We start from the raw sequence: 18,933 nt of genomic DNA, 5'->3' as shown, positions 1-18,933 counted from the left end.
GCGCGGGAGCGCGTCCGGGGAGCGCGGGGGCGCGTCTGCGGCGGGACGGGCGGGTCCGGCATGGCCGTCAGGTCCCGCCTCGGCCGCGAGAAGGCCGGAGGTCTCCAGGTAGTGGCGGCCTCTGGGAGTGAGGTCCCACGCGTTGTGCCGCCACTCCTTGCGGCGCCACACGACGCCCGCGGACAGCAGCTTGCGGCCGACGCGGCTGACCTCGGTCTCGTCGGTGCCGAGCGCGGCGGCGACCTGCTGGTTCGACAGGCCCGGCCGGGCGGACACGGCGAGCAGGAAGCGGGCCGCGTGGCCGTCGGGCTGGAGGGCGAGCTGCAGGCCGGACGGGAGCCGCTTCAGCGCCCAGTGGACGACGTCGATCAGCCCGAGTATGCGGCCGCGCTGCTCGCGCTGAGGTCCGTCCAGGCCGCCGACGTCGAGGTAGTGGCGGTGGAGCCACTGAAGCCCGTCCTGGCATTCGACCAGGGCGGGCTCGTCGGCGCTGAGCGACGCGTCGGTGATGAGCATGCCGAGCGCGCTGAAGTGGCCGTCGCTGATGACCTTGGCGTGTTCCATGGAGTCGATGAGCCGCCGGACCTCCGTCCGGCGGTCGCGAACGGAGTCGGTCACTGCGCTCATGGTCACACTCCCGGGTCGACGGCTCCACCGGACATATCCAGGGTGCGCGCTTGCCAAGTGAATGTCAAGCGACGCTGATCAGCGTTCTGTAGCGGACGGCACGAAAAGCGGCGCGCGGGAGCGTTAGCATCGATCCACCACCCGTAACCGGTCGATCCCCCCGGGGGCGCTTATGACAGATCAGTTGGCTGCAGCCGCCTACCCGGCCGAACCAGCTGATCTCTTCGTCCATCTCTACGACTCGATCGCGGACGACGTCTTCCATGGTTGGACGGCCACGCACTGGTACGCCGAGGAGAGGGTGCGGCGGAAGGCCGGCGAGATCGCCGACGTGGTGCTGGAGCGCGGCGTCCTCGATCCCGCCGAGACCGCGCGGACCGTCGCCATGCGCGGGGACCTCGGGGCGTTCACGATCCTGCTCGGCCTCGACATCGCGCTGGCGCACGCGAGCCCGTACGCGCCGTACCACGACGCCCCGGCGCTGGCCGGTGTCCTGGTCAACTACCTGACCGAGGGGAGGCTGAACGGGCCCGGGACGACCGGCGCGCTGCTGCCCCGGTGCGCGTTCCCCGGCCGCCCGCGCGGGAAGCGGTCGAAAGCGGAGTTCTTCGGCGTCCACCGCGTCTCCCAGGCGGAGTGGGACCGGATCGACCACACCGTCCTGCCGGCGGTCAACGACCCCCACTTCAGCCGGGACGAGCCCGTCACGGTCGGCTGCGCGCCCGTGCTGGAGACGTTCGACGACGTGGACATCGAGTTCGAGGAGCGGCACGGGATGACCGTCTACCGGCTCCGCCCGATGGACTCGTCCGGCATCCGCAGCCGCATCAAGGCGATCGTCCGGCGGCTGGACGAGTCCGGCGCGCAGCTCGCCGTGATGCCGGAGGCGTCGCTGTCGGACGCGCTGCTGGAGCACTGGAAGGAGGTCGCGTTCGACACCGCCGGGCGCGACCGGGACCAGCGCCCGCTGCGGTTCATCCTGCTCGGCAGCGGCCCGCTCGGCGGCGAGGACCCCCCGCCGAACCGCGCCGTCCTGCTCGACCGCTGGACGGGGCAGGAGCTGCTCGTCCAGGACAAGCTGTTCGGCTTCACGCTCGACTCCGGGCAGATGCGGCTGTGGCGGCTGCCGGACGCGCCGCACGCGGGCACGGCGGTGGAGTACGCGAGGCCCGGCACGAGGATCAGCGTGCTCGACTCCTCGCTCGGCCGGCTCGCGGTGCTGATCTGCGAGGACCTGGGCCGGTCGATCGGCTGGGAGCGCGAGCTGGAGGCGTGCGGGGTGTCGCATCTGCTCGTCCCGATCTTCTCCAAGCCGATCCTGGAGCACCGCTGGGAGGACCAGGCGTCGGAGCGGCAGGTCACCGGGCTCGGGAGCTGGGTGACGGTGTCCAACAGCCTCGCGGTCGGCGCCGCCATCCCGGACGAGGACCTGCCCGGCACCCGCTACACCTGCCTCGTCGCCGGCCCGAAGAGCCTGCGCCGCGCCGCGTACGTGACCGAGCGGCAGTTCGGCGTCGCGCGCACGGGCGCCGAGCTCGGCCGCCTCCCGACGTCCGAGCTGCCCCGGGTGTTCCCGGGTGCCGCCTACGAGGTCTGGCATCCCCACTGGCAGGACGCCAAGTAGGTCATTCGACCGTGCTCATTCGACGGTGCTCATTCGACGGTGCTCATTCGACGGTGAAGACGTCCGGGCTGGTGGCGGGGCCGGCCGGGGTGGTCGCCACCGGCGGGCCCGTGGTGGCGCCCGGTGGGACCGCCGTCCGGATGAGCGTGTCGGTCGCGACGGTGATGCGCGACTCGGCGGCGCCGAACCGGACGGCGGTCGCGGACGCGAGTCCGGTGCCGTGGACGGCGACCACGGTGCCGACCGGGCCGCTCGACGGCTCGATCGCGGTGATCCGGGCCGCGAGGGCCTGGTCGCGGCCGGGCGGCGCGGGGGCGAGCAGGGTGGCGAAGACGCCGCGGAGCTTCTCGGAGGTCTCGCGGGAGAAGAGCCCGACGAGCGCGGCGATGGCCGTGATGCCGTACGGGTTGATGTCGGACGCGCCGCCCGCCGGGGAGGTCAGGCCGCCGCGCAGGACGAGGTAGACGATCAGCGCGAGCAGCGCCCCGACCAGCGGGAGCAGCAGGTACATCATCAGCCAGCTCCGGCGCAGCGCGCGGTTGCCGACGTACCAGTAGAACGACCGCAGGACGTGCACGACCGAGCCGAGGGCGCCGGCCGCCAGGACGATCACGAACAGGCTCGTCTCGCGGGACAGCGTGGGCGACCAGCCCGGCAGTTCGACGGTGGTGGACCGGGCCGGGATCCCGGTGCGGCCGTCCGGGGCGACCTCGGGGGCGGGCGGCCACACCTGCACGAGGATGACCAGCAGTACGGCGGCGAGCACGAGGAGGAGGACGGCTGCGGCGACGATGTCGCGGGTGCGGGCGTACTCGGATCCGACCGGCGACTCGGTCACGGCTCTCCTTCGGTCGGGGGGTTCGCTTCCGCGCAATTATCGGGCACGGATCTGACGGCGTTTCCGCACGCGCCGCCGGGGACGCCCGCGGATTCCGACAATCCATTGCAAATTGGTGGAGTGTTCATTAACGGGTCCTGAGCGGACGAACCCCCGGCTTTACTCTCCGGCCATGCGCCGAACAGCAGCAGCACTCGCGACCGTCCTGACCGCCGGGCTCGCCGGCGGCGCGCAGACGGCCGCCGCGGCGGAGCCGCCCACCTGCGGCACCCCCGCCGACCACCGGATCGCCGAGGTCCAGGGCGGCGGCGACGCGAGCCCGGTGAGCGGGCGGACCGTCCGCGTCGAAGGCGTCGTCACGGCGGACTTCCAGCGATCCGACCAGCTCAGCGGCTTCTTCATCCAGGACCCCACCCCGGACCGGGACCCAAGGACGTCCGACGGGCTCTTCGTCTACTCCGCACAGGAGGTCGCGGAGGGAGACCGGGTCCTCGTGACCGGCACGGCCGTCGAGTACAACGGGCTCACCGAACTGTCGCCCGTCTCGGCCGTGGACGTGTGCGGCAAGGGCCGCGTGCGTCCGTCGCTCGTCCGGCTCCCGCTCAGGGGCGGCGCGGAGATGGAGCGCTACGAGGGGATGCTGCTGCGCTTCGGGCAGCGGCTCACCGCCACCGAGACCTACACGCTCGGACGGTACGGAGAGGTGACCGTGTCGGCCGGCGGGCGCCTGTTCCAGCCGACCGGCGGGCACGGCTCGACCCAGGCGGAGAACGACGCCCGGAGGCTCCTCGTCGACGACGGGTCGAACGTCCAGAACCCGGACACGATCCCGTATACCGATCCCCGAGTCCTGCGGATCGGCGACTCGGCGCACGGGCTGACCGGCGTCCTCGGCTACGGGTTCGGCGAATACCGGCTGCAGCCGACCAGGAAGGCGCATTTCCTCAACACCGACCGGCGGCCGGAGAAGCCACGGCGCGTCGGCGGAAACGTACGCGTCGCGAGCTTCAACACCCTCAACTGGTTCACGACGCTGAACGAGCGCGGCGCGGACACGGCCGAGGAGCAGGAACGGCAGCTCACCAAGCTGATCGCCGCGCTCAAGGGACTGGACGCCGACGTCGTCGGGCTCATGGAGGTGGAGAACAACGGCGACACCGCCGTCAAGGCCCTCGTCGACCGCCTCAACCAGGCCGTCGGCGCCGGGACCTACACGTGGGTGAAGCACCCCTACCCGGGAACCGACGCGATCCATGTCGCGCTCATCTACAAGCCGGGGAAGGTCACCCCCGTCGGCGCCGCGCGGTCGTCCGAGGACCCGGTCTTCGACCGCCCGCCGCTGGTGCAGACGTTCCGGCCGGCGTCGGGCAGGACGCCGTTCACCACGATCGTGAACCACTTCAAGTCGAAGGGCTGCGGCGGCGCCACCGGACCCGACGAGGACCAGGGCGACGGCCAGGGCTGCTACAACGCCCGCCGCGTCGCCCAGGCGAAGGCGATCGGCGCGATCGCGGGCGAGTCGCCGGGCCCGCTCGTCATCGGCGACCTCAACGCCTACGCGGCGGAGGACCCGATCGAGGTCCTGACGGACGCCGGCCTCGCCGGGCAGACGCAGCGGTTCGTCCGTCCCGACCAGCGCTACAGCTACGTCTTCGACGGGCAGTCGGGCGAACTGGACCACGTTCTCGCCGGGAAGTCCCTCTCGCGGCGCGTGACGGGCACGACGATCTGGCATATCAACAGCGACGAGCCGGTGTTCCTCGACTACAACACCGAGTTCAACCCGCCGGAGTTCTACCGGCCGGACGCGTTCCGGTCGTCCGACCACGACCCGGTGCTGGTGGGGCTGCGCCTCCGCTGAACCGTCATCGGCCGGCCGCCAGAACGTGGCGGCCGGCCTCTCGCGGAGGACGATCACCAAGCGTATGATCCAGGTCACACGTCTAGTGATCGGTGCGCTCCATGACCGAAGCAGTCCTCGCCGCCTCCGTCCCCGCCGCCGCTCCCCGTCTCGCGTTCGGCATCGGACCGGACGGGACCTACACGAGATCCGGGCAAGCCGCCGCGTTCGTCCTCGGCACCCTCACGATGCTCGCGTTCGTGCCGCTCATGGTGGTGGCCGCCCTCCTGTACACCAAGTCCGAAACCGTGTTCGCCGAGAATCCCGAGCGGGCCCGCAGGCTGGTGAACTGGTCGTGGATCAGCATCACCGCCCCGGTCGTGATCGCCGTCATCGCCGTCCCCGTCGCCATGACCATGATGGGCTGACCGGGAAGAGGACGGACGCCCGGCGGGTTGAGGCACGTTATGAGCGTGTCCTTCTCCGTCCTCGACCTCGCGCCCGTCGTCAGCGGCTCCACGTCCGGCCAGGCGCTGCGCAACACCCTCGACCTGGCCCGGCACGCCGAGCGGCTCGGCTACCACCGGTACTGGCTCGCCGAGCACCACGCGATGCCGGGGATCGCCAGTTCCGCGACCGCCGTGCTGATCGGCCAGGTCGCGGCGGCGACGTCGGCGATGCGCGTCGGCTCGGGCGGCGTCATGCTGCCCAACCACGCGCCGATGGTGGTCGCCGAGCAGTTCGGGACGCTGGAGGCGCTGTATCCGGGACGCATCGACCTGGGCCTCGGCCGCGCCCCCGGCACCGACCAGGCCACCGCGCGTGCGCTGCGGCGCTCGCCGGACGCCCTGTCGGTGGACGACTTCCCCGAGCAGGTCATCGAGCTGCGCGGCTTCTTCGGCGCGGACAGCACGGTGACGCCCGCCGCCGGGAACGAGCCGCCCATCTGGCTGCTCGGGTCCAGCGGATACAGCGCCAGGCTGGCCGGGCTGCTCGGGATGCCGTTCGCGTTCGCGCACCACTTCAGCGCCGCGAACACCGTGCCCGCGCTGCAGCTCTACCGCGACTCGTTCCGTCCCGGCGCGCTGGACGAGCCGTACTCGATGATCGGCGTCGCGGTGACCGCCGCCGAGTCCGACGAGCGGGCACGCGAGCTGGCCGCCCCGCAGGCGCTGTCGTTCCTGCGGCTGCGGCAGGGCGCGCCGGGGCCGCTGCCGACCCCGGCGGAGACGGCGGCGTACCCGTACACGCCGCTGGAGCGCCAGATGATCGACTCGCGGGTGGCGGAGCAGGTGGTGGGCGGTCCGGAGACCGTCCGGAAGGACATGGACGCGCTGATCGAGCGGACGGCCGCGGACGAGGTCATGGTCATGACGCAGGTCTACGACCACACCGACCGCCTGCGCTCCTACGACATCCTCGCCGACCTCTACAGCGCCTCGCTCGGACCGCGCTGACAGGAGACCTGGTCATACCGACCGGGTTGCCCTAGCTTGTTGCCTCGTGTCCGACGTGATCTTCTCCCGCAGCCCGCTGACCGTCAGGGTCGCGAACGTCCACCTCCGGCACGTCGTCGCGGTGAGCGCGGTGCTCGGCGGGATCGGGGCGGCCGTGCTCGTCCCGGCGGTCACCGGCGACGGCCCCGGCGGGGTGCTCGTCTCCGCGATCTTCGTCGTGTTCGCGTGCGCCCTGCCGGTGGCGTGGCGCGCGTCGGCCTCGCACCACCGCCTGACCCTGGACGCCACCGGCCTGCGCATGACCGGCCCGAGCGGTGAGCGGTGGGCGGTCACGTGGCGGGAGCTGGAGCGGGTCGCGTTCTCCTACTCGCGTCCTGACCTCTCCCAGCCGAGGCGGGGGCAGCCGGTGCAGTCGCCGAAGGCCGAGCTCGTGCTCAGCCCGGTGTCCGCGGACTTCCAGGACGCCCATCCGGAAATGGAGGACCTGGCCGAGGAGGCCCCCGGCGAAGCCGGACTCGCCTACTCCCTGCCGCTGGGCAACGCCCAGCGGTTCGTCGGCCCGATCGACGACGCGCTGAACGCCTTCGCCGGCGGCATCTACGTGCGGGACGGCCGTGAGATCCCCCGCGGGCTCCGGCGTCCGTGGGCCGTGGTGGCGAGCGTCGCCCTCGCCCTGGCCTTCTGGGTCCCCGCGATGGGATACGCGGCCCTGTCGGGCGGAGCCGATCCCACCGACATCGCGATGGGCTCCTTCTGGACCGCCGTCGTCGTGGCGTGGCTCGCCCGCGTCTGGACGGGCGGCCCGATGGCGATCGGTTTCATGAAGTTCACCGCCAGGTTCATCGGCGGGGCCTTCCTGGCCGTGATCCTCCTGCTCGCCGCCATGGGGCTCGACGACGGCGACACGCGATCCGCCGATCTCCAGCGGTACGGTTCCGGCGTGCTGCTGGCCGCAGGCCTTCTCGTGTCCGGTCTGCTGCTCGGCCGGGCCGACGTCCGCGAGTGGTGCGAAGCGCGGGCGCAGGGCCGCTGACATGACCGGTCCCCGGGAACCGGTGAGCGTCGATGTCGGGAACGCCCAGACGCGCCAGATCGCCGTGGGAGGGACGGTGGCCGGGGCGATCGGCCTCATCGCGGTCATCTCCGCGATCACCGGGAACGTGGACGGCGGGACGGGCACCCGGGTGGCGGCGTTCGCCATCGGGCTCGTCTTCACGCTGATCGGGGCCCTGCCGCTGCTCATGTGGCGGATCGCGTTCCGGCCGCGCCGGATCCTGTTCGACGCCGGCGGGCTGCGCTGGGACGACCCGACCGGATCACCGTGGGCGGTGCCCTGGTCGGAACTGGCCGGGGTCACGTTCACCTACCCGGAGCCCAGCACCGGCGGGGAGAGGCTGGCCTCCTCGGTGAACCTCGACCTGCGTCCGGCGGAACCGGGCTTCCGGGACGCCCACCCGGAGATGGAGCACCTGGCCGCGGCGTCCGGGAACGGGCCCGCGGGCGGCTACCGGCTGCCGCTCGGCCACACCCAGTCGGTCGTCGGCCCGATCGACAGGGCGCTGCGCACCTTCGCGCCGGCCATCTACCACCGCCGGGGGCCCGAGGTCCCCGCGCCCCGCGACCGTCCATGGGCCGTCAAGCTGAGTGTGGGAATGCTCGGGTGCTTGTGGGGCTCCCTCATGGTGTTCGCCCTCGTCGTGGACGGGTCCACTCTGATGACCCTGACGATGGTGGTCTTCTGGACCTCGCTCTTCGCCTGGTGGCTCGCGCGCGCCTGGGCGGGCGGCGCCATGGCCGTAGGGCGGATGGCCGGCCTCACCAAGGCCATCGGCGTGCTGTACCTGGTCACGATCGCCCTGCTCGGCCTGATCGTGGCCTCCAGCGTCGAGATCAGAAGTCTCCCGGTCCTGCTGGCCTTCCTGCCCGGCCTGGTGTCCGCCGCCGCGCTGCTCACCGTCGGCCGCCTGCTCTCCCGTGCGGACGTGCGCACCTGGTGCGCCAGCCGGAGCTGGGGTCTGTAGCAGGCCCGCCCCACGGGCGCCGCTTACGATGAATGTACGGGTCGGCGAAACGCGCCCCGTGACATGGACACCCTGCACAAGGATCGCGATGCCGCCCACCCTGGCCTCCGTCGCCGCACTCCCGCAGCTCGGCCTGCGCTCGCTCACCGGCGGCCTCCCGGACGCGACCGTCATGTGGGTCGCGGTCAGCGAGCTGGAGGACCCGACGCCGTTCCTCGAAGGCGGCGAACTCCTCCTCACCACCGGCATGCGGCTGTCCCCGGCCGGCGCCGCCGGCTACGTGTCGCGGCTGGTCGGGCGCGGTGTCGCGGGGCTCGGGTTCGCGGTCGGAGTCATCCACGACACCGTCCCCGCCGAACTGGCCGCGGCGGCGCGCGACCAGGGGCTCGCCCTGCTGGAGGTGCCGCGCCCCACCCCGTTCATCGCCATCGGGAAGGCGGTGTCGCGGATGCTGGCGGCCGAGTGGTACGAGGACGTCACCCGCGCGTTCCAGGCCCAGCGGGAACTGACCCGCGCCGCGCTCACCGGGCCGGGCGCGCTGGTCACCCGGCTGGCGCGGCTGCTCGGCGGCTGGGCGCTGCTGCTCGATCCGTCCGGGAGCGTCCAGCACGCCGAACCGGCCGGTGCCGCCGGCCGCGCCGAGGCGCTCTCCCCCGAACTGGCCCGGCTGCGCAAGTCCCCGAAGGCGCGGGCGAACGACGTGCCGTCCTCGAGCATGGCGCTCTCGCTGCCGGGCGAGCACATCGTCGTGCAGCGGATCGGGCTGGGCGGGCGTCCGAGCGGGTTCCTCGCCGTCGGGACCGGCGCGCCGCTCCCCCATGTCGCGCACACGATCGTGGGCGCGGCCGTCGCGCTGCTGACCCTCCAGTCGGAGGCGCCGCGGACCGGCCGCGACCTGCGGGCCTCGCTCGCGGCGCTGCTCCTCGGCCGGCCGGGCGACGGGCCCGCGGTGCCGCACGGGCCGGTCCGGGTGCTGGCCTGTGCGGGCGGCGCCGCCGTGCTGGACGTGCTGGAGTCCGACCCCGCCGGGGAACGCTGCCTCGCGCTGCCGCTGGACGGGCACCTCGCCGTGATCGTCCCGGACGGGCTGAGCGGGACGATCGAGACGCTGCTCGCGAGCACCGGCGCGATCGGAGTCAGCGACCCGGCCTCCGGGGAGCTGGCGGCGGCCCTGCGGCAGGCCGAGGAGACGCTGGCCGCCGCGTCCCGGTCCGGCCAGGACGTCCTGCACCACTCCGCGCTGCCCGGACAGGGTGTCCTCGGGCTGCTCGAACCGGACCTCGCGCGGGCCTTCGCCGGCACGCTCCTCGCGCCGCTCCGCGAGGAGGACCTGGTCGAGACCGTCCGGGCGTACGTGGCGGCCAACGGGCAGGGCGAGGCGGCGGCGCGGGCGCTCGGCGTCCACCGGCACACGCTGCGGTCACGCATGCGCAAGGCCGCGGAGGTCCTCGGCCGCGACCCCGACGACCCGGCCGTCCGCGCCGAACTCTGGATCGCGCTCGCCATCACGTCCAACCAGGAAACCGCGATTCGCCACCGTGGAGACGCGCAAACGCGCCCGCCGTAGATAGCGTGAGAGGCATGAACGTGACCCCATTCTGGCTGGCCGGCCGGCCCGAGACCGGCGGCGGCGAGCTGACCGTTACGCATCCCTACGACGGCCGGGTGGTCGGGACGGCGGCCGTGCCGACACCCGAGCAGGTGGAGGAGGCGATCGCGGCCGCGGACGCCCTCCGCAAGGACGCCGCGGCGCTGCCGCTGCACGTGCGGGCCGACGCGCTCGCGCACGTGTCCGCCCGCATCGCCGAGCGGGCCGAGGAGATCGCCCGCCTGATCACCGGCGAGAACGGCAAGCCGCTGCTGTGGGCGCGCGGAGAGGTGACCCGCGCGATCTCCACGTTCCGGTTCGCCGCCGAGGAGGCCCGCCGCTTCAGCGCCACCACGCAGCGGCTCGACACCGACCCCGCCGCCGAGGGCCGGATGGCCTACATCACCCGCGTGCCGAAGGGCCCGGTGCTCGGCATCTCGCCGTTCAACTTCCCGCTGAACCTCGCCGCCCACAAGGTCGCCCCGGCCATCGCGGCGGGCACCCCGATCATCCTCAAGCCCGCCCCCGCGACGCCGCTGTCGGCGCTCCTGCTGGGCGAGCTGCTCGCCGAGACCGGCCTGCCCGCCGGGATGTTCTCGGTCCTGCCGGTGCCGAACGACCGGGCGCCCGCGCTGGTGGACGACCCGCGGCTGCCGATCGTGTCGTTCACCGGGTCCGTCCCCGTCGGGTGGGCGATCAACGACCAGGCGCCCCGCAAGCACGTCACGCTCGAACTGGGCGGCAACGGCGCGGCGGTCGTGCTGCCGGACGCCGACCTCGACTGGGCCGCCAAGCGGATCGGGCTGTTCTCCAACTACCAGGCCGGGCAGAGCTGCATCGCCGTCCAGCGCGTCTACGTCGACCGCTCCGTGTACGACGAGTTCGTCCCGAAGCTGGTCGACACCGTCGCCTCCCTCGTCACCGGCGACCCGTGGGACGAGAAGACGCAGGTGGGCCCCCTCGTCAGCCAGGAAGCCGCCGAGCGCGTCGAAGCCTGGGTGGACGAGGCCGTGTCGGCGGGCGCGAAGATCCTGACCGGCGGCACCCGCGAGGGGGCGGCCTACGCGCCGACCGTCCTCGCCGAGGTCCCGACCGGCACCAAGATCTCCAGCGAGGAGGTCTTCGGACCGGTCATGTCCATCCAGCCCGTGGACGGCGTCGACGAGGCGTTCGACCTCGTCAACGACTCCAAGTTCGGCCTCCAGGCGGGCATCTTCACCCGCGACCTCGGCATCGCGTTCCGCGCCCACCGCGAACTGGAGGTCGGCGGCGTCGTGATCGGCGACGTCCCGTCCTACCGCGCGGACCAGATGCCGTACGGCGGCGTGAAGGACTCGGGCGTGGGCCGCGAAGGCCTCCGGTCGGCCATGGCCGACTACACCGAGGAGAAGGTCATGGTCTTCACGGGCCTGCCGCTCTAACCGCGGCTCCGGGGCCCCGCGTACAGCCCGGTGCGCAGGGCCCCGGCCGCCTCCGACAGCGCCTCCTGGAACCGCCCGCCCAGCGACCACATGTTCGCGAAGCCGTGGATGAGATCCTCCTGCCGCCGCAGCGCGACCGGCACCCCGGCGTCGGCGAGCCGCTCCGCGAACGCCTCCCCCTCGTCGCGCAGCGGGTCGAACCCGGCGGTGACCAGGTAGGTCGGCGGGAACCCGCCGAGATCCTCGGCCAGCAGCGGCGACGCCGTGGTCTCGGCGCGCCTGTCCTGCGGGCAGTAGTGGTCGATGAACCACGTCATGTCGCCGTCGGTCAGGTAGAAACCCTCCGCGAACAGCTCGCGCGAGCGCCTCCGGACCGACACGTCGGTCGCCGGGTAGAACAGCAGCGCGAAGTCCGGCCTGCGCTCCGCGTGCAGCGCCACGACGGCGGCGAGGTTGCCGCCCGCGCTGTCCCCGCCGACCGCGATGGCCAGCGGATCGGCTCCCAGCTCCACGGCGTTCTTGACCGCGTACTCGTACGCGGTGCGCGCGTCGTCCGCCGCCGCCGGATACGGATGCTCGGGTGCGAGCCGGTACCCCACCGACAGCACCCGCACCTCGGCGTGCACCGCCAGATACCGGCACACGGTGTCGTGCGTCTCGACGTCGCCGATGACCCAGCCGCCGCCGTGGTAGAAGACGAGCAGCGGCGACCCGTCCGGCAGCCCCTTCGGCGTGTAGAGCCGCGCCGTGACGGCTTCCGGGATCGCCACCTCGCGGGTCTTCACCGGACGCGCGGGCACCCGGCTCATGAGCGTCTTCGCCCGCACCAGCCCGTCGCGGGCCTCCTCCACCGTGGCCGCCGTCAGGTTCCGCTTGCCCTCGATCCGGCTCATCAGCAGCAGCAGTTGCGCGTCCAGCGCCAGTTCCTGCCCATCCCGCCGTACCGGTGCACCCACGATCAGCCGCTTGACCGGCGCCGGCAACGCGAACACGCCGCGGAGTACGGCACCGGCCACCGCGGGGGAGACCATCTCGGTCAACTGCGCCATGCGCTCCTCCAAGCTCAGGGGGTTTGGCCAACCGTACGCCGCCGCGTTCTCCCGCGGATAGCGCCCGCCTCGAAGCCGTCCCGGCGCGGCGGATCTTCGTGCCGGGTTCGATGGCGGAGCGGATCGACCGCTGTCCACAGCGGTGCCGCATGCGAAAGCCCGGACCCCGCGCCGTGTGACTCGGGCCACTGTAAGGGATTGCCACGATGCGTTCCGTCGTCGATCCATGACATGCTGTGACCAAAATTGGTCCTCGAAACAGGAAAGCGATCGACATGGCGGACAGTGCCGCAGCGTGCGATTCCCAGGATCTGCCGGGCGAGGAGACCACGCGGGAATGCGTCGTTCACAAGGTCGCGGCCTGGGCGCTCGCCGCGCTCGCCGCCCTCATGGCCGCCGGGGCGGTCGTCTCGTTCATCCCGCGGGGCCGCCGCCGCGGCAGGCGCCGCCTCCCCCGCCCGCGCCCCTGGGACCGCGTCCGGCCACGCACACCACCGCCTGCCGCCGAGGACGACGCCTGAGCGGCCCCGGACGAACGGGCGGCGAATCGGTCACGGGCCGGTCATGGGCCGCTCATGGGGGAGACGGTAGCGGGCCTGGCGTGCAGCGGGGCCGGAGGGCACCAGGCCCGACAGGCCGGCCTCCACGGCGGCCGCGGCGCGGCGGCAGAACGCCTCCGGCTCGTCGGCGGCGTCGGGGTGCTCGTCGACCAGCGTGTCCGCCAGGCCGCCGCGCAGCAGGTCCGCCGAGCCGACGCCCTGGGACGCCGCCATCTCGTCCGCCCGCGCCGCGGTCCGGTGGACGATCAGCGACGCGCCCTCCGGCGGGAGCGGGGAGAGCCACGCGTGCCTCGCCACCAGCACCCGGTCGGCGGGCAGCAGAGCCAGCGCCGCGCCGCCGGTGCCCTCGCCCAGCAGCAGGCAGAGCGTCGGCGCGGAGAGGGTGATCAGGTCGGCCAGGCAGCGGGCGATCTCGCCCGCCAGGCCGCCCTCCTCCGCCTCGGCCGACAGGACCGCGCCCGGCGTGTCGACGACGGTGACCAGCGGCAGCGCCAGCTCCGCGGCCAGCTGCATGCCGCGGCGCGCGACGCGCAGGCCGGCGGGACCCAGCGGGTGGCCGTCGCGCTGGCTTCTCCGGTCCTGGCCCACGACGACGCAGGGAGCCGAGCCGAAGCGGGCCAGAGCCAGGAGCAGGCCCGGATCCGCCTCACCCTGGCCGGTACCCGAGAGCGGGGTCACGTCCGTCGCGCCGTACCGGAGAAGTTCACGGACGCCCGGACGGGCGGCACGGCGTGATCGTTCGATCGACTCCCAGGCCGTCTCCCCCGCCGGCCGCGCCCGCGGGGGGACGTCCACCGGAATCCGCGCGGCGGCGGACGCGGGAGATCTCCCGCACAGGACGTTCAGCGCGCCGGACGCCACCTCCGGCAGGTCGTCGATGCCCATCACGGCGTCCAGGAGTCCCTTCGCCGCGAGGTTCTCGGCCACCTGGACACCGCTCGGGAACGGCTCCCCGTAGAGGCCCTCGTACACGCGCGGCCCGAGGAAACCGATCAGCGCGCCCGGTTCGGCGGCCGTCACGTGGCCGAGCGAGCCCCAGGAGGCGAACACCCCGCCGGTCGTGGGATGCCGCAGGTAGACGAGGTAGGGCAGCCCGGCGGCGCGGTGAGCCATGACCGCGCCGGTGATGCGGGCCATCTGGACGAACGCGGCCGTTCCCTCCTGCATGCGGGTACCGCCGGACGACGGCGCGGCCAGCAGCGGGAGCCCCTCGGCGGTGGCGCGCTCGACCGCGGTGACGATCCGGTCGGCGGTGGCCAGGCCGATCGAGCCGGCGAGGAAGCCGAACTCGGACACGACGAACGCCACGCGGCGGCCGCGCAGCCGCCCCTCCCCGGTGAGGACGGCCTCGTCGCATCCGCTGCGCTCCCGGGCGGCGGCGAGTTCCCTCCCGTAGGGCGACGCGGGGTCCGGCCCGGCGGGCGGGGTGTCCCACGACGTCCGGCTTCCGCCGTCCAGGACACGGCGCAGCAGTTCGCGGGCGCCGACTCGTTCCGTCACGCGATCCATCATGGCCGCCGGGACGGGCCGGCGGCCGCGCGGGGGTGGACACTGGTGGGACCCGCAGAAGGGAAGGCCACGTTGTCAGACGAGATCCACTTCGCCTCCGCCCGCGACCTCGCCCGCCGGATCCGCGCCCGCGAGCTGTCGGCGCGCGAGGTCGTCCAGGCCCACCTCGACCAGATCGAGCGGACGAACCCGCCGGTGAACGCCGTGGTCACGCTGGTCGCGGAGGAGGCGATGACGCGGGCGCGGGAGGCGGACGAGCGGCTGGCGGCCGGGGAGCCGCCGGGCCCGCTGCACGGGCTGCCCGTCGCGCACAAGGACACCCACGCCACGAAGGGGATCCGCACGACATCGGGGTCGCCGATCTTCGCCGGCCACGTCCCGGACGCCGACGAACTGGTCATCGAGCGGATGCGGGCGGCCGGGGTCGTCACGGTCGGCAAGACGAACGTGCCGGAGTTCGCCGCCGGGTCGCACACGTTCAACCCGGTGTTCGGCCTGACCCGCAACCCCTACGACCTGTCGCGGTCGGCGGGCGGCAGCAGCGGCGGGGCCGCGGCCGCGCTGGCGTGCGGGATGCATCCGATCGCGGACGGCAGCGACATGGGCGGCTCCCTGCGCAACCCCGCGTCGTTCTGCAACGTCGCCGGGTTCCGGCCGTCCCCCGGGCGGGTGCCGTCGTGGCCGGCCCCGGCGGGCTGGCAGACGCTGGGCGTGCAGGGCCCGATGGCCCGCGAGGTCGGCGACGTGGCGCTGCTGCTGTCGGTGCTCGCCGGCCCCGACCCGCGCAGCCCGATCGCGCTGGAGACCCCCGGCTCGGCGTTCGCCGCGCCGCTCGACCGCGACGTCGCCGGGCTGCGCGTCGCCTGGTCGCCCGACCTCGGCGGGACGGTGCCCGTCGACCCGGCCGTCACCGGCGTCCTCGAACCGGCCGTGAAGGTGTTCGAGGACCTCGGCTGCGCGGTCGAGGAGGCGTGCCCCGACCTGTCGGGGGCGGACGAGGCCTTCCGGACGCTGCGGGCCTGGCACTGGGACGTCACCCTCGGTCCGCTGCTGTCCGAGCGCCGCGCCGACTTCAAGCCGTCCCTCGCCGGGAACATCGAGGCCGGGCGCGGACTGACCGGCGCCGACCTCGGACGTGCCGAGACGCTGCGCACGGCGCTTTTCCACCGGGTCCGGGAGTTCTTCGGGCGGTACGACGCGCTGCTCCTGCCGGTCAGCCAGGTTCCGCCTTTCGACGCCGATACCGAGTATCCGGGCGAGGTCGCAGGGCAGCCGATGCACGACTACCTGGAGTGGATGCGGTCGTCCTTCCTCGTCTCGGCGACCGGCTGCCCCGCGCTGTCGGTGCCCGCCGGCTTCACCGGGGACGGGCTGCCGGTCGGCCTGCAGATCGTCGGCCCGCACCACGCGGACCTGGCCGTCCTCCAGATCGGCCACGCCTTCGAACAGGCCACCCGGCACGCGGCCCGCCGCCCGCCCCTGGCCCTTTCCGGTCAGTAGCCGGCGAGGGGAACGCGGAGGACGAAGCGCGCGCCGCTGTCGCTTTCGGCGGCGACGAGCGTCCCGCCGTGGGCGCGGGCGATGTCGCGGGAGATCGTCAGTCCCAGGCCGGTGCCGCCGCGGTCGCGCTCGCGGCCTTCCTCCAGCCGGTGGAAGCGCCAGAAGATCCGCTCGCGGTCCTCGGGCGCGACCCCGCCGCCGTCGTCCCGCACCTCCAGCACGGCGTCCGGCCCGGCCTTGGCCGCGGTCACCCACACCCGCGACTCGGCGTGCCGCTCGGCGTTGTCGAGCAGGTTCGTCAGGACCCTGATCATGTGGTGGGGCGTGACCCGCACCATGATCCGCTCGTCCGCGGCGACCTCGACGGGGACCCGCCGGTCGCGCCGCGCCGCCTCCGCGCGGACCAGCCCGCCGAGGTCGGTCAGTTCCCGCGGGACGCGCACGCCCGCGCCGAGCTTCGCCAGGATCAGCAGGTCGCTCACGATGCCCTGCAGCCGGTCGGCGTCGGCGAGCGCCGCCCGCGCCACCGCCGGCCAGTCCTCGTCCTCCGGATGCTCCAGCGCGACCTCCAACTGGGCGCGCAGCCCGGTGAGCGGGCTGCGCAGCTCGTGCGAGACGTCCGCGACGAAGCCGCGCTGGCGGGCGAGGACGTCCTCCAGCCTGCCCAGCGTCACGTTCACCGACTCGGCCAGCTCCGACACCTCGTCGACCGGGCCGGGGACGGTCACCCGGCGGTCCAGGGCGCGGCCGGTGATCTCGGCGAGTTCGCCGCTCATCTTCCGCACCGGCCGCAGCGCCCGCCGTACCGACAGCGACACGATCCAGCCGACCGCGGCGGTGCCGAGGAGCACCACGGACGCGATCAGCCCGATGAACAGGCCCTTGTAGCGGACCATCACGGTGATCGGCCTGCCGATGTGCACGGCCCGCCAGCCGTCCTGCGTCCGTACGCGTTCGGTGACCAGGTAGACGGGGCCTTCACCCGGAATGTCGAACGTGCGGTAGACGGGCTCGCCCGGCTCACGCGGCATCGGCACGTCCAGCGGACCGTGTCCGCGCAGGGATTCGCTGTACGCGATCACGTCCCCCTCGGCGCTCACGACCTGGAGGGCGGTGAATTCGGGGTCCTCGGCGGCCAGCCTGCCCCGGGGATCGCTCGTCCGGACGAGCGCGGCGAGTTCCGTGACGGCGTCCCGGCCCTCGTCGCGCAGTCCCTCGTACACGGTGACCCGGACGGCCTGGTAGAAGAGGACCGCGCCCGCCGCGAGCAGGAGGGCGACGACCAGGGTCGCGGTGGCGGTCACGCGGGTCCGCACCGACCAGCACGACGGCGACGTCAGGTCCCCGATGCCCCGCACCCAGCGCCCTCCCCGTTCCGGTCGCACGCGGCGGCCGGCGCCACGCCGCGTCCCAGCGCCTGGGGGGTGAACGCAGAACTGGTTGTCACCGGACCATCGCCCTGCGAAACATCACCGCATACCGGACGGATGCCCCCGTGAACGGCGGACGCCCGCGTGAACGGCGCCTCCCACCCCAGGGGCGCCGGCCACGCGGGCATCACCTTCGGTGCGGCCGGCCGCCCGCCACCCCCGCGCGCCGAGGAGGAGAACCGGCGGGGACCGGGCTCTGCTGCCGAACCGCCCCCTACTCTGCACGTCTCCGGTGCACGGGGTGCTACATCGGCGTGACGATCTCGTTTCCGTACTTGCTGAAAGAACGCGCCATAATCCGCCGCCGATCGGGGATAGGCGGACAGGAGAGAAACGAGGGAGCCGGGAAAACCCCATGGACGGAGACATCAGGCCGCTGGAACCCGCCGACCCCCGCGAGGTCGGCGGGCACACACTGCTGGGCCGCCTGGGGTCGGGCGGCATGGGGATGGTCTATCTCGGCGCCGACCCGGAGTCCGGCGGCCGTGTCGCGGTGAAGACCATCCATCCCCATCTGGCGGGCGACCCGTCCTACCGGCGGCGGTTCAAGGACGAGGCGTACCTGGCCAGCCGCGTCGCCTCGTTCTGCACCGCGCGGGTCCTCGCGCACGGCGAGGAGCAGGGCCGCCCGTACCTCGTCACCGAGTACGTGGGCGGCGTCTCGCTGCACAGCCGCCTCCTCGGCGACGGACCGCTGCAGGCCGCCGACCTGCACGGCGTCGCCGTCGGCGTCGCGTCGGCGCTCGCGGCGATCCACGCGGCCGGGCTCGTGCACCGCGACCTGAAACCCGCCAACGTGATGCTCACCCTGTCCGGCTGCCGCGTCATCGACTTCGGCATCGCGCGCAGCCAGGACGCCCGCGGCGCCACCGCCGCGTCGGGCCAGGTCCTCGGCACTCCCGGCTGGATGGCGCCGGAGGTGCTCATCGGCGGCCCCGCGACGCCCGCGGCCGACGTCTTCGCGTGGGGCTGCCTCATCGCCCACGCGGGGACGGGACGGATGCCGATCGGCGGCGACCCCGCCACCCTCCGCACGGCCGCCGACGAACCCGACCTCTCCGGATTGCCGGAGTCGCTGGTCCAGGCCGTGCGGTCCGCGCTGGCGAAGAACCCCGCCGAACGTCCGACCGCGTCCGACCTGCTGCTCACCCTCGTCGAGCAGCAGGAGCCGCATGCCGGCGACCTCGGGGGGCAGGTGCCACCGGCGTCCCCGGCTCCGGTCTCCGCGGAGCCGGCGCGCTTCCCGAACGGGATACCGCTCGCCTCCCCGCCGCCTCGTCCGTCCCGGTCGAAGGGCCAGGAGGAGACCGACACCAGGGCGTTCACGCCGATCGGCATGGCGGGCGCCAAGTCGTCCACGCGGACCCGGCTGCTGGCGGGCGTCGGGGCCGCCGCGGGCACCGTGCTGATCGGCGCCATCATCGCCGGGCTGACGCAGGACAAGGGCGATCAGCAGCCCCCGCCCGCCC

At 73.6% G+C, this 18,933-nt stretch carries 16 protein-coding genes; 11 read left to right on the top strand and 5 right to left on the bottom strand.

Annotated elements, in window-relative coordinates:
- A partial coding sequence (locus E1285_RS32945; protein WP_207946993.1) for a hypothetical protein occupies positions 1–627 on the bottom strand: 627 nt, incomplete at its 3' end.
- 184 nt (positions 628–811) lie between these two features.
- Here E1285_RS32945 and E1285_RS32940 point away from each other — a divergent pair.
- Positions 812–2,251, top strand: coding sequence for a hypothetical protein (locus E1285_RS32940; protein ID WP_132158485.1), 1,440 nt, complete (start codon positions 812–814; stop codon positions 2,249–2,251).
- A gap of 43 nt (positions 2,252–2,294) precedes the next feature.
- On the opposite strand, the gene E1285_RS46885 is transcribed toward E1285_RS32940, so the two are convergent.
- Complete coding sequence (locus tag E1285_RS46885) at positions 2,295–3,089, bottom strand: IPT/TIG domain-containing protein (RefSeq protein ID WP_207946991.1); 795 nt, start codon at positions 3,087–3,089, stop codon at positions 2,295–2,297.
- Between the two features lie 172 nt (positions 3,090–3,261).
- Between E1285_RS46885 and E1285_RS32930 the strand changes: the two genes are divergently transcribed.
- The 7 genes from E1285_RS32930 to E1285_RS32895 all read left to right on the top strand — a co-directional run bounded on the left by E1285_RS32930 (position 3,262) and on the right by E1285_RS32895 (position 11,416).
- Positions 3,262–4,950, top strand: a complete 1,689-nt coding sequence (locus E1285_RS32930) for an ExeM/NucH family extracellular endonuclease (protein WP_132158484.1) — start codon at positions 3,262–3,264, stop codon at positions 4,948–4,950.
- A 101-nt stretch (positions 4,951–5,051) separates the two neighbouring features.
- Positions 5,052–5,357: a hypothetical protein gene (locus E1285_RS32925; protein WP_132158483.1), complete on the top strand. Its 306-nt coding sequence runs from the start codon at positions 5,052–5,054 to the stop codon at positions 5,355–5,357.
- A gap of 39 nt (positions 5,358–5,396) precedes the next feature.
- A complete protein-coding gene (locus tag E1285_RS32920; protein WP_132158482.1) occupies positions 5,397–6,386 on the top strand; it encodes an LLM class flavin-dependent oxidoreductase in 990 nt (329 codons plus the stop codon).
- Positions 6,387–6,432: 46 nt separating this feature from the next.
- Positions 6,433–7,419: a hypothetical protein gene (locus E1285_RS32910; protein ID WP_165966855.1), complete on the top strand. Its 987-nt coding sequence runs from the start codon at positions 6,433–6,435 to the stop codon at positions 7,417–7,419.
- 1 nt (position 7,420) lies between these two features.
- The gene (locus E1285_RS32905) at positions 7,421–8,407 is read left to right on the top strand and encodes a hypothetical protein (RefSeq protein ID WP_132158479.1); all 987 of its coding nucleotides are present in this window, start codon (positions 7,421–7,423) and stop codon (positions 8,405–8,407) included.
- Between the two features lie 88 nt (positions 8,408–8,495).
- Positions 8,496–9,974: a PucR family transcriptional regulator gene (locus E1285_RS32900; RefSeq protein WP_132158478.1), complete on the top strand. Its 1,479-nt coding sequence runs from the start codon at positions 8,496–8,498 to the stop codon at positions 9,972–9,974.
- 14 nt (positions 9,975–9,988) lie between these two features.
- Positions 9,989–11,416 carry an aldehyde dehydrogenase family protein gene (locus E1285_RS32895; RefSeq protein WP_132158477.1) on the top strand — a complete coding sequence of 476 codons (1,428 nt, stop codon included), beginning with the start codon at positions 9,989–9,991 and terminating at the stop codon, positions 11,414–11,416.
- Here the strand turns inward: E1285_RS32895 and E1285_RS32890 are convergent.
- Positions 11,413–12,465 carry an alpha/beta hydrolase gene (locus E1285_RS32890; protein WP_207946989.1) on the bottom strand — a complete coding sequence of 351 codons (1,053 nt, stop codon included), beginning with the start codon at positions 12,463–12,465 and terminating at the stop codon, positions 11,413–11,415. The two genes, E1285_RS32895 and E1285_RS32890, sit on opposite strands and share 4 nt — an antisense overlap.
- Before the next feature lie 275 nt (positions 12,466–12,740).
- Here E1285_RS32890 and E1285_RS32885 point away from each other — a divergent pair, with 275 nt between their 5' ends.
- Positions 12,741–12,986 carry a hypothetical protein gene (locus tag E1285_RS32885; RefSeq protein WP_132158476.1) on the top strand — a complete coding sequence of 82 codons (246 nt, stop codon included), beginning with the start codon at positions 12,741–12,743 and terminating at the stop codon, positions 12,984–12,986.
- A 30-nt stretch (positions 12,987–13,016) separates the two neighbouring features.
- Here E1285_RS32885 and E1285_RS32880 read toward each other — a convergent pair whose 3' ends face one another.
- Entirely contained in the window at positions 13,017–14,525 is a 1,509-nt protein-coding gene (locus E1285_RS32880; protein WP_243723214.1) for an acetyl-CoA carboxylase carboxyltransferase subunit alpha/beta, read from the bottom strand.
- An 81-nt stretch (positions 14,526–14,606) separates the two neighbouring features.
- On the opposite strand from E1285_RS32880, the gene E1285_RS32875 reads away from it, so the two are divergent.
- Entirely contained in the window at positions 14,607–16,034 is a 1,428-nt protein-coding gene (locus E1285_RS32875) for an amidase (protein ID WP_243723213.1), read from the top strand.
- Here E1285_RS32875 and E1285_RS32870 read toward each other — a convergent pair.
- Positions 16,028–17,392 (bottom strand): ATP-binding protein, encoded by a 1,365-nt coding sequence (locus E1285_RS32870; protein ID WP_132158474.1) that lies wholly within the window; start codon positions 17,390–17,392, stop codon positions 16,028–16,030. The two genes, E1285_RS32875 and E1285_RS32870, sit on opposite strands and share 7 nt — an antisense overlap.
- 427 nt (positions 17,393–17,819) lie before the next feature.
- Between E1285_RS32870 and E1285_RS32865 the strand changes: the two genes are divergently transcribed.
- The coding region (locus E1285_RS32865; protein ID WP_132158473.1) for a serine/threonine-protein kinase at positions 17,820–18,933 on the top strand (1,114 nt) is incomplete at its 3' end.

The sequence above is a fragment of the Actinomadura sp. 7K507 genome (assembly GCF_004348425.1).
In the GTDB taxonomy this organism is placed as follows: domain Bacteria; phylum Actinomycetota; class Actinomycetes; order Streptosporangiales; family Streptosporangiaceae; genus Spirillospora.
Note: the sequence above shows the minus strand (reverse complement) of the source record. Positions and strands in the feature narration are given on the sequence as shown.

Bases quoted from the DNA above. Each gene is read 5' to 3' on its own strand.
- E1285_RS32930 (WP_132158484.1), top strand. From the start codon at position 3,262: ATGCGCCGAACAGCAGCAGCACTCGCGACCGTCCTGACCGCCGGGCTC.
- E1285_RS32925 (WP_132158483.1), top strand. From the start codon at position 5,052: ATGACCGAAGCAGTCCTCGCCGCCTCCGTCCCCGCCGCCGCTCCCCGT.
- E1285_RS32920 (WP_132158482.1), top strand. From the start codon at position 5,397: ATGAGCGTGTCCTTCTCCGTCCTCGACCTCGCGCCCGTCGTCAGCGGC.
- E1285_RS32905 (WP_132158479.1), top strand. From the start codon at position 7,421: ATGACCGGTCCCCGGGAACCGGTGAGCGTCGATGTCGGGAACGCCCAG.
- E1285_RS32900 (WP_132158478.1), top strand. From the start codon at position 8,496: ATGCCGCCCACCCTGGCCTCCGTCGCCGCACTCCCGCAGCTCGGCCTG.
- E1285_RS32895 (WP_132158477.1), top strand. From the start codon at position 9,989: ATGAACGTGACCCCATTCTGGCTGGCCGGCCGGCCCGAGACCGGCGGC.
- E1285_RS32890 (WP_207946989.1), bottom strand. From the start codon at position 12,465: ATGGCGCAGTTGACCGAGATGGTCTCCCCCGCGGTGGCCGGTGCCGTA.
- E1285_RS32885 (WP_132158476.1), top strand. From the start codon at position 12,741: ATGGCGGACAGTGCCGCAGCGTGCGATTCCCAGGATCTGCCGGGCGAG.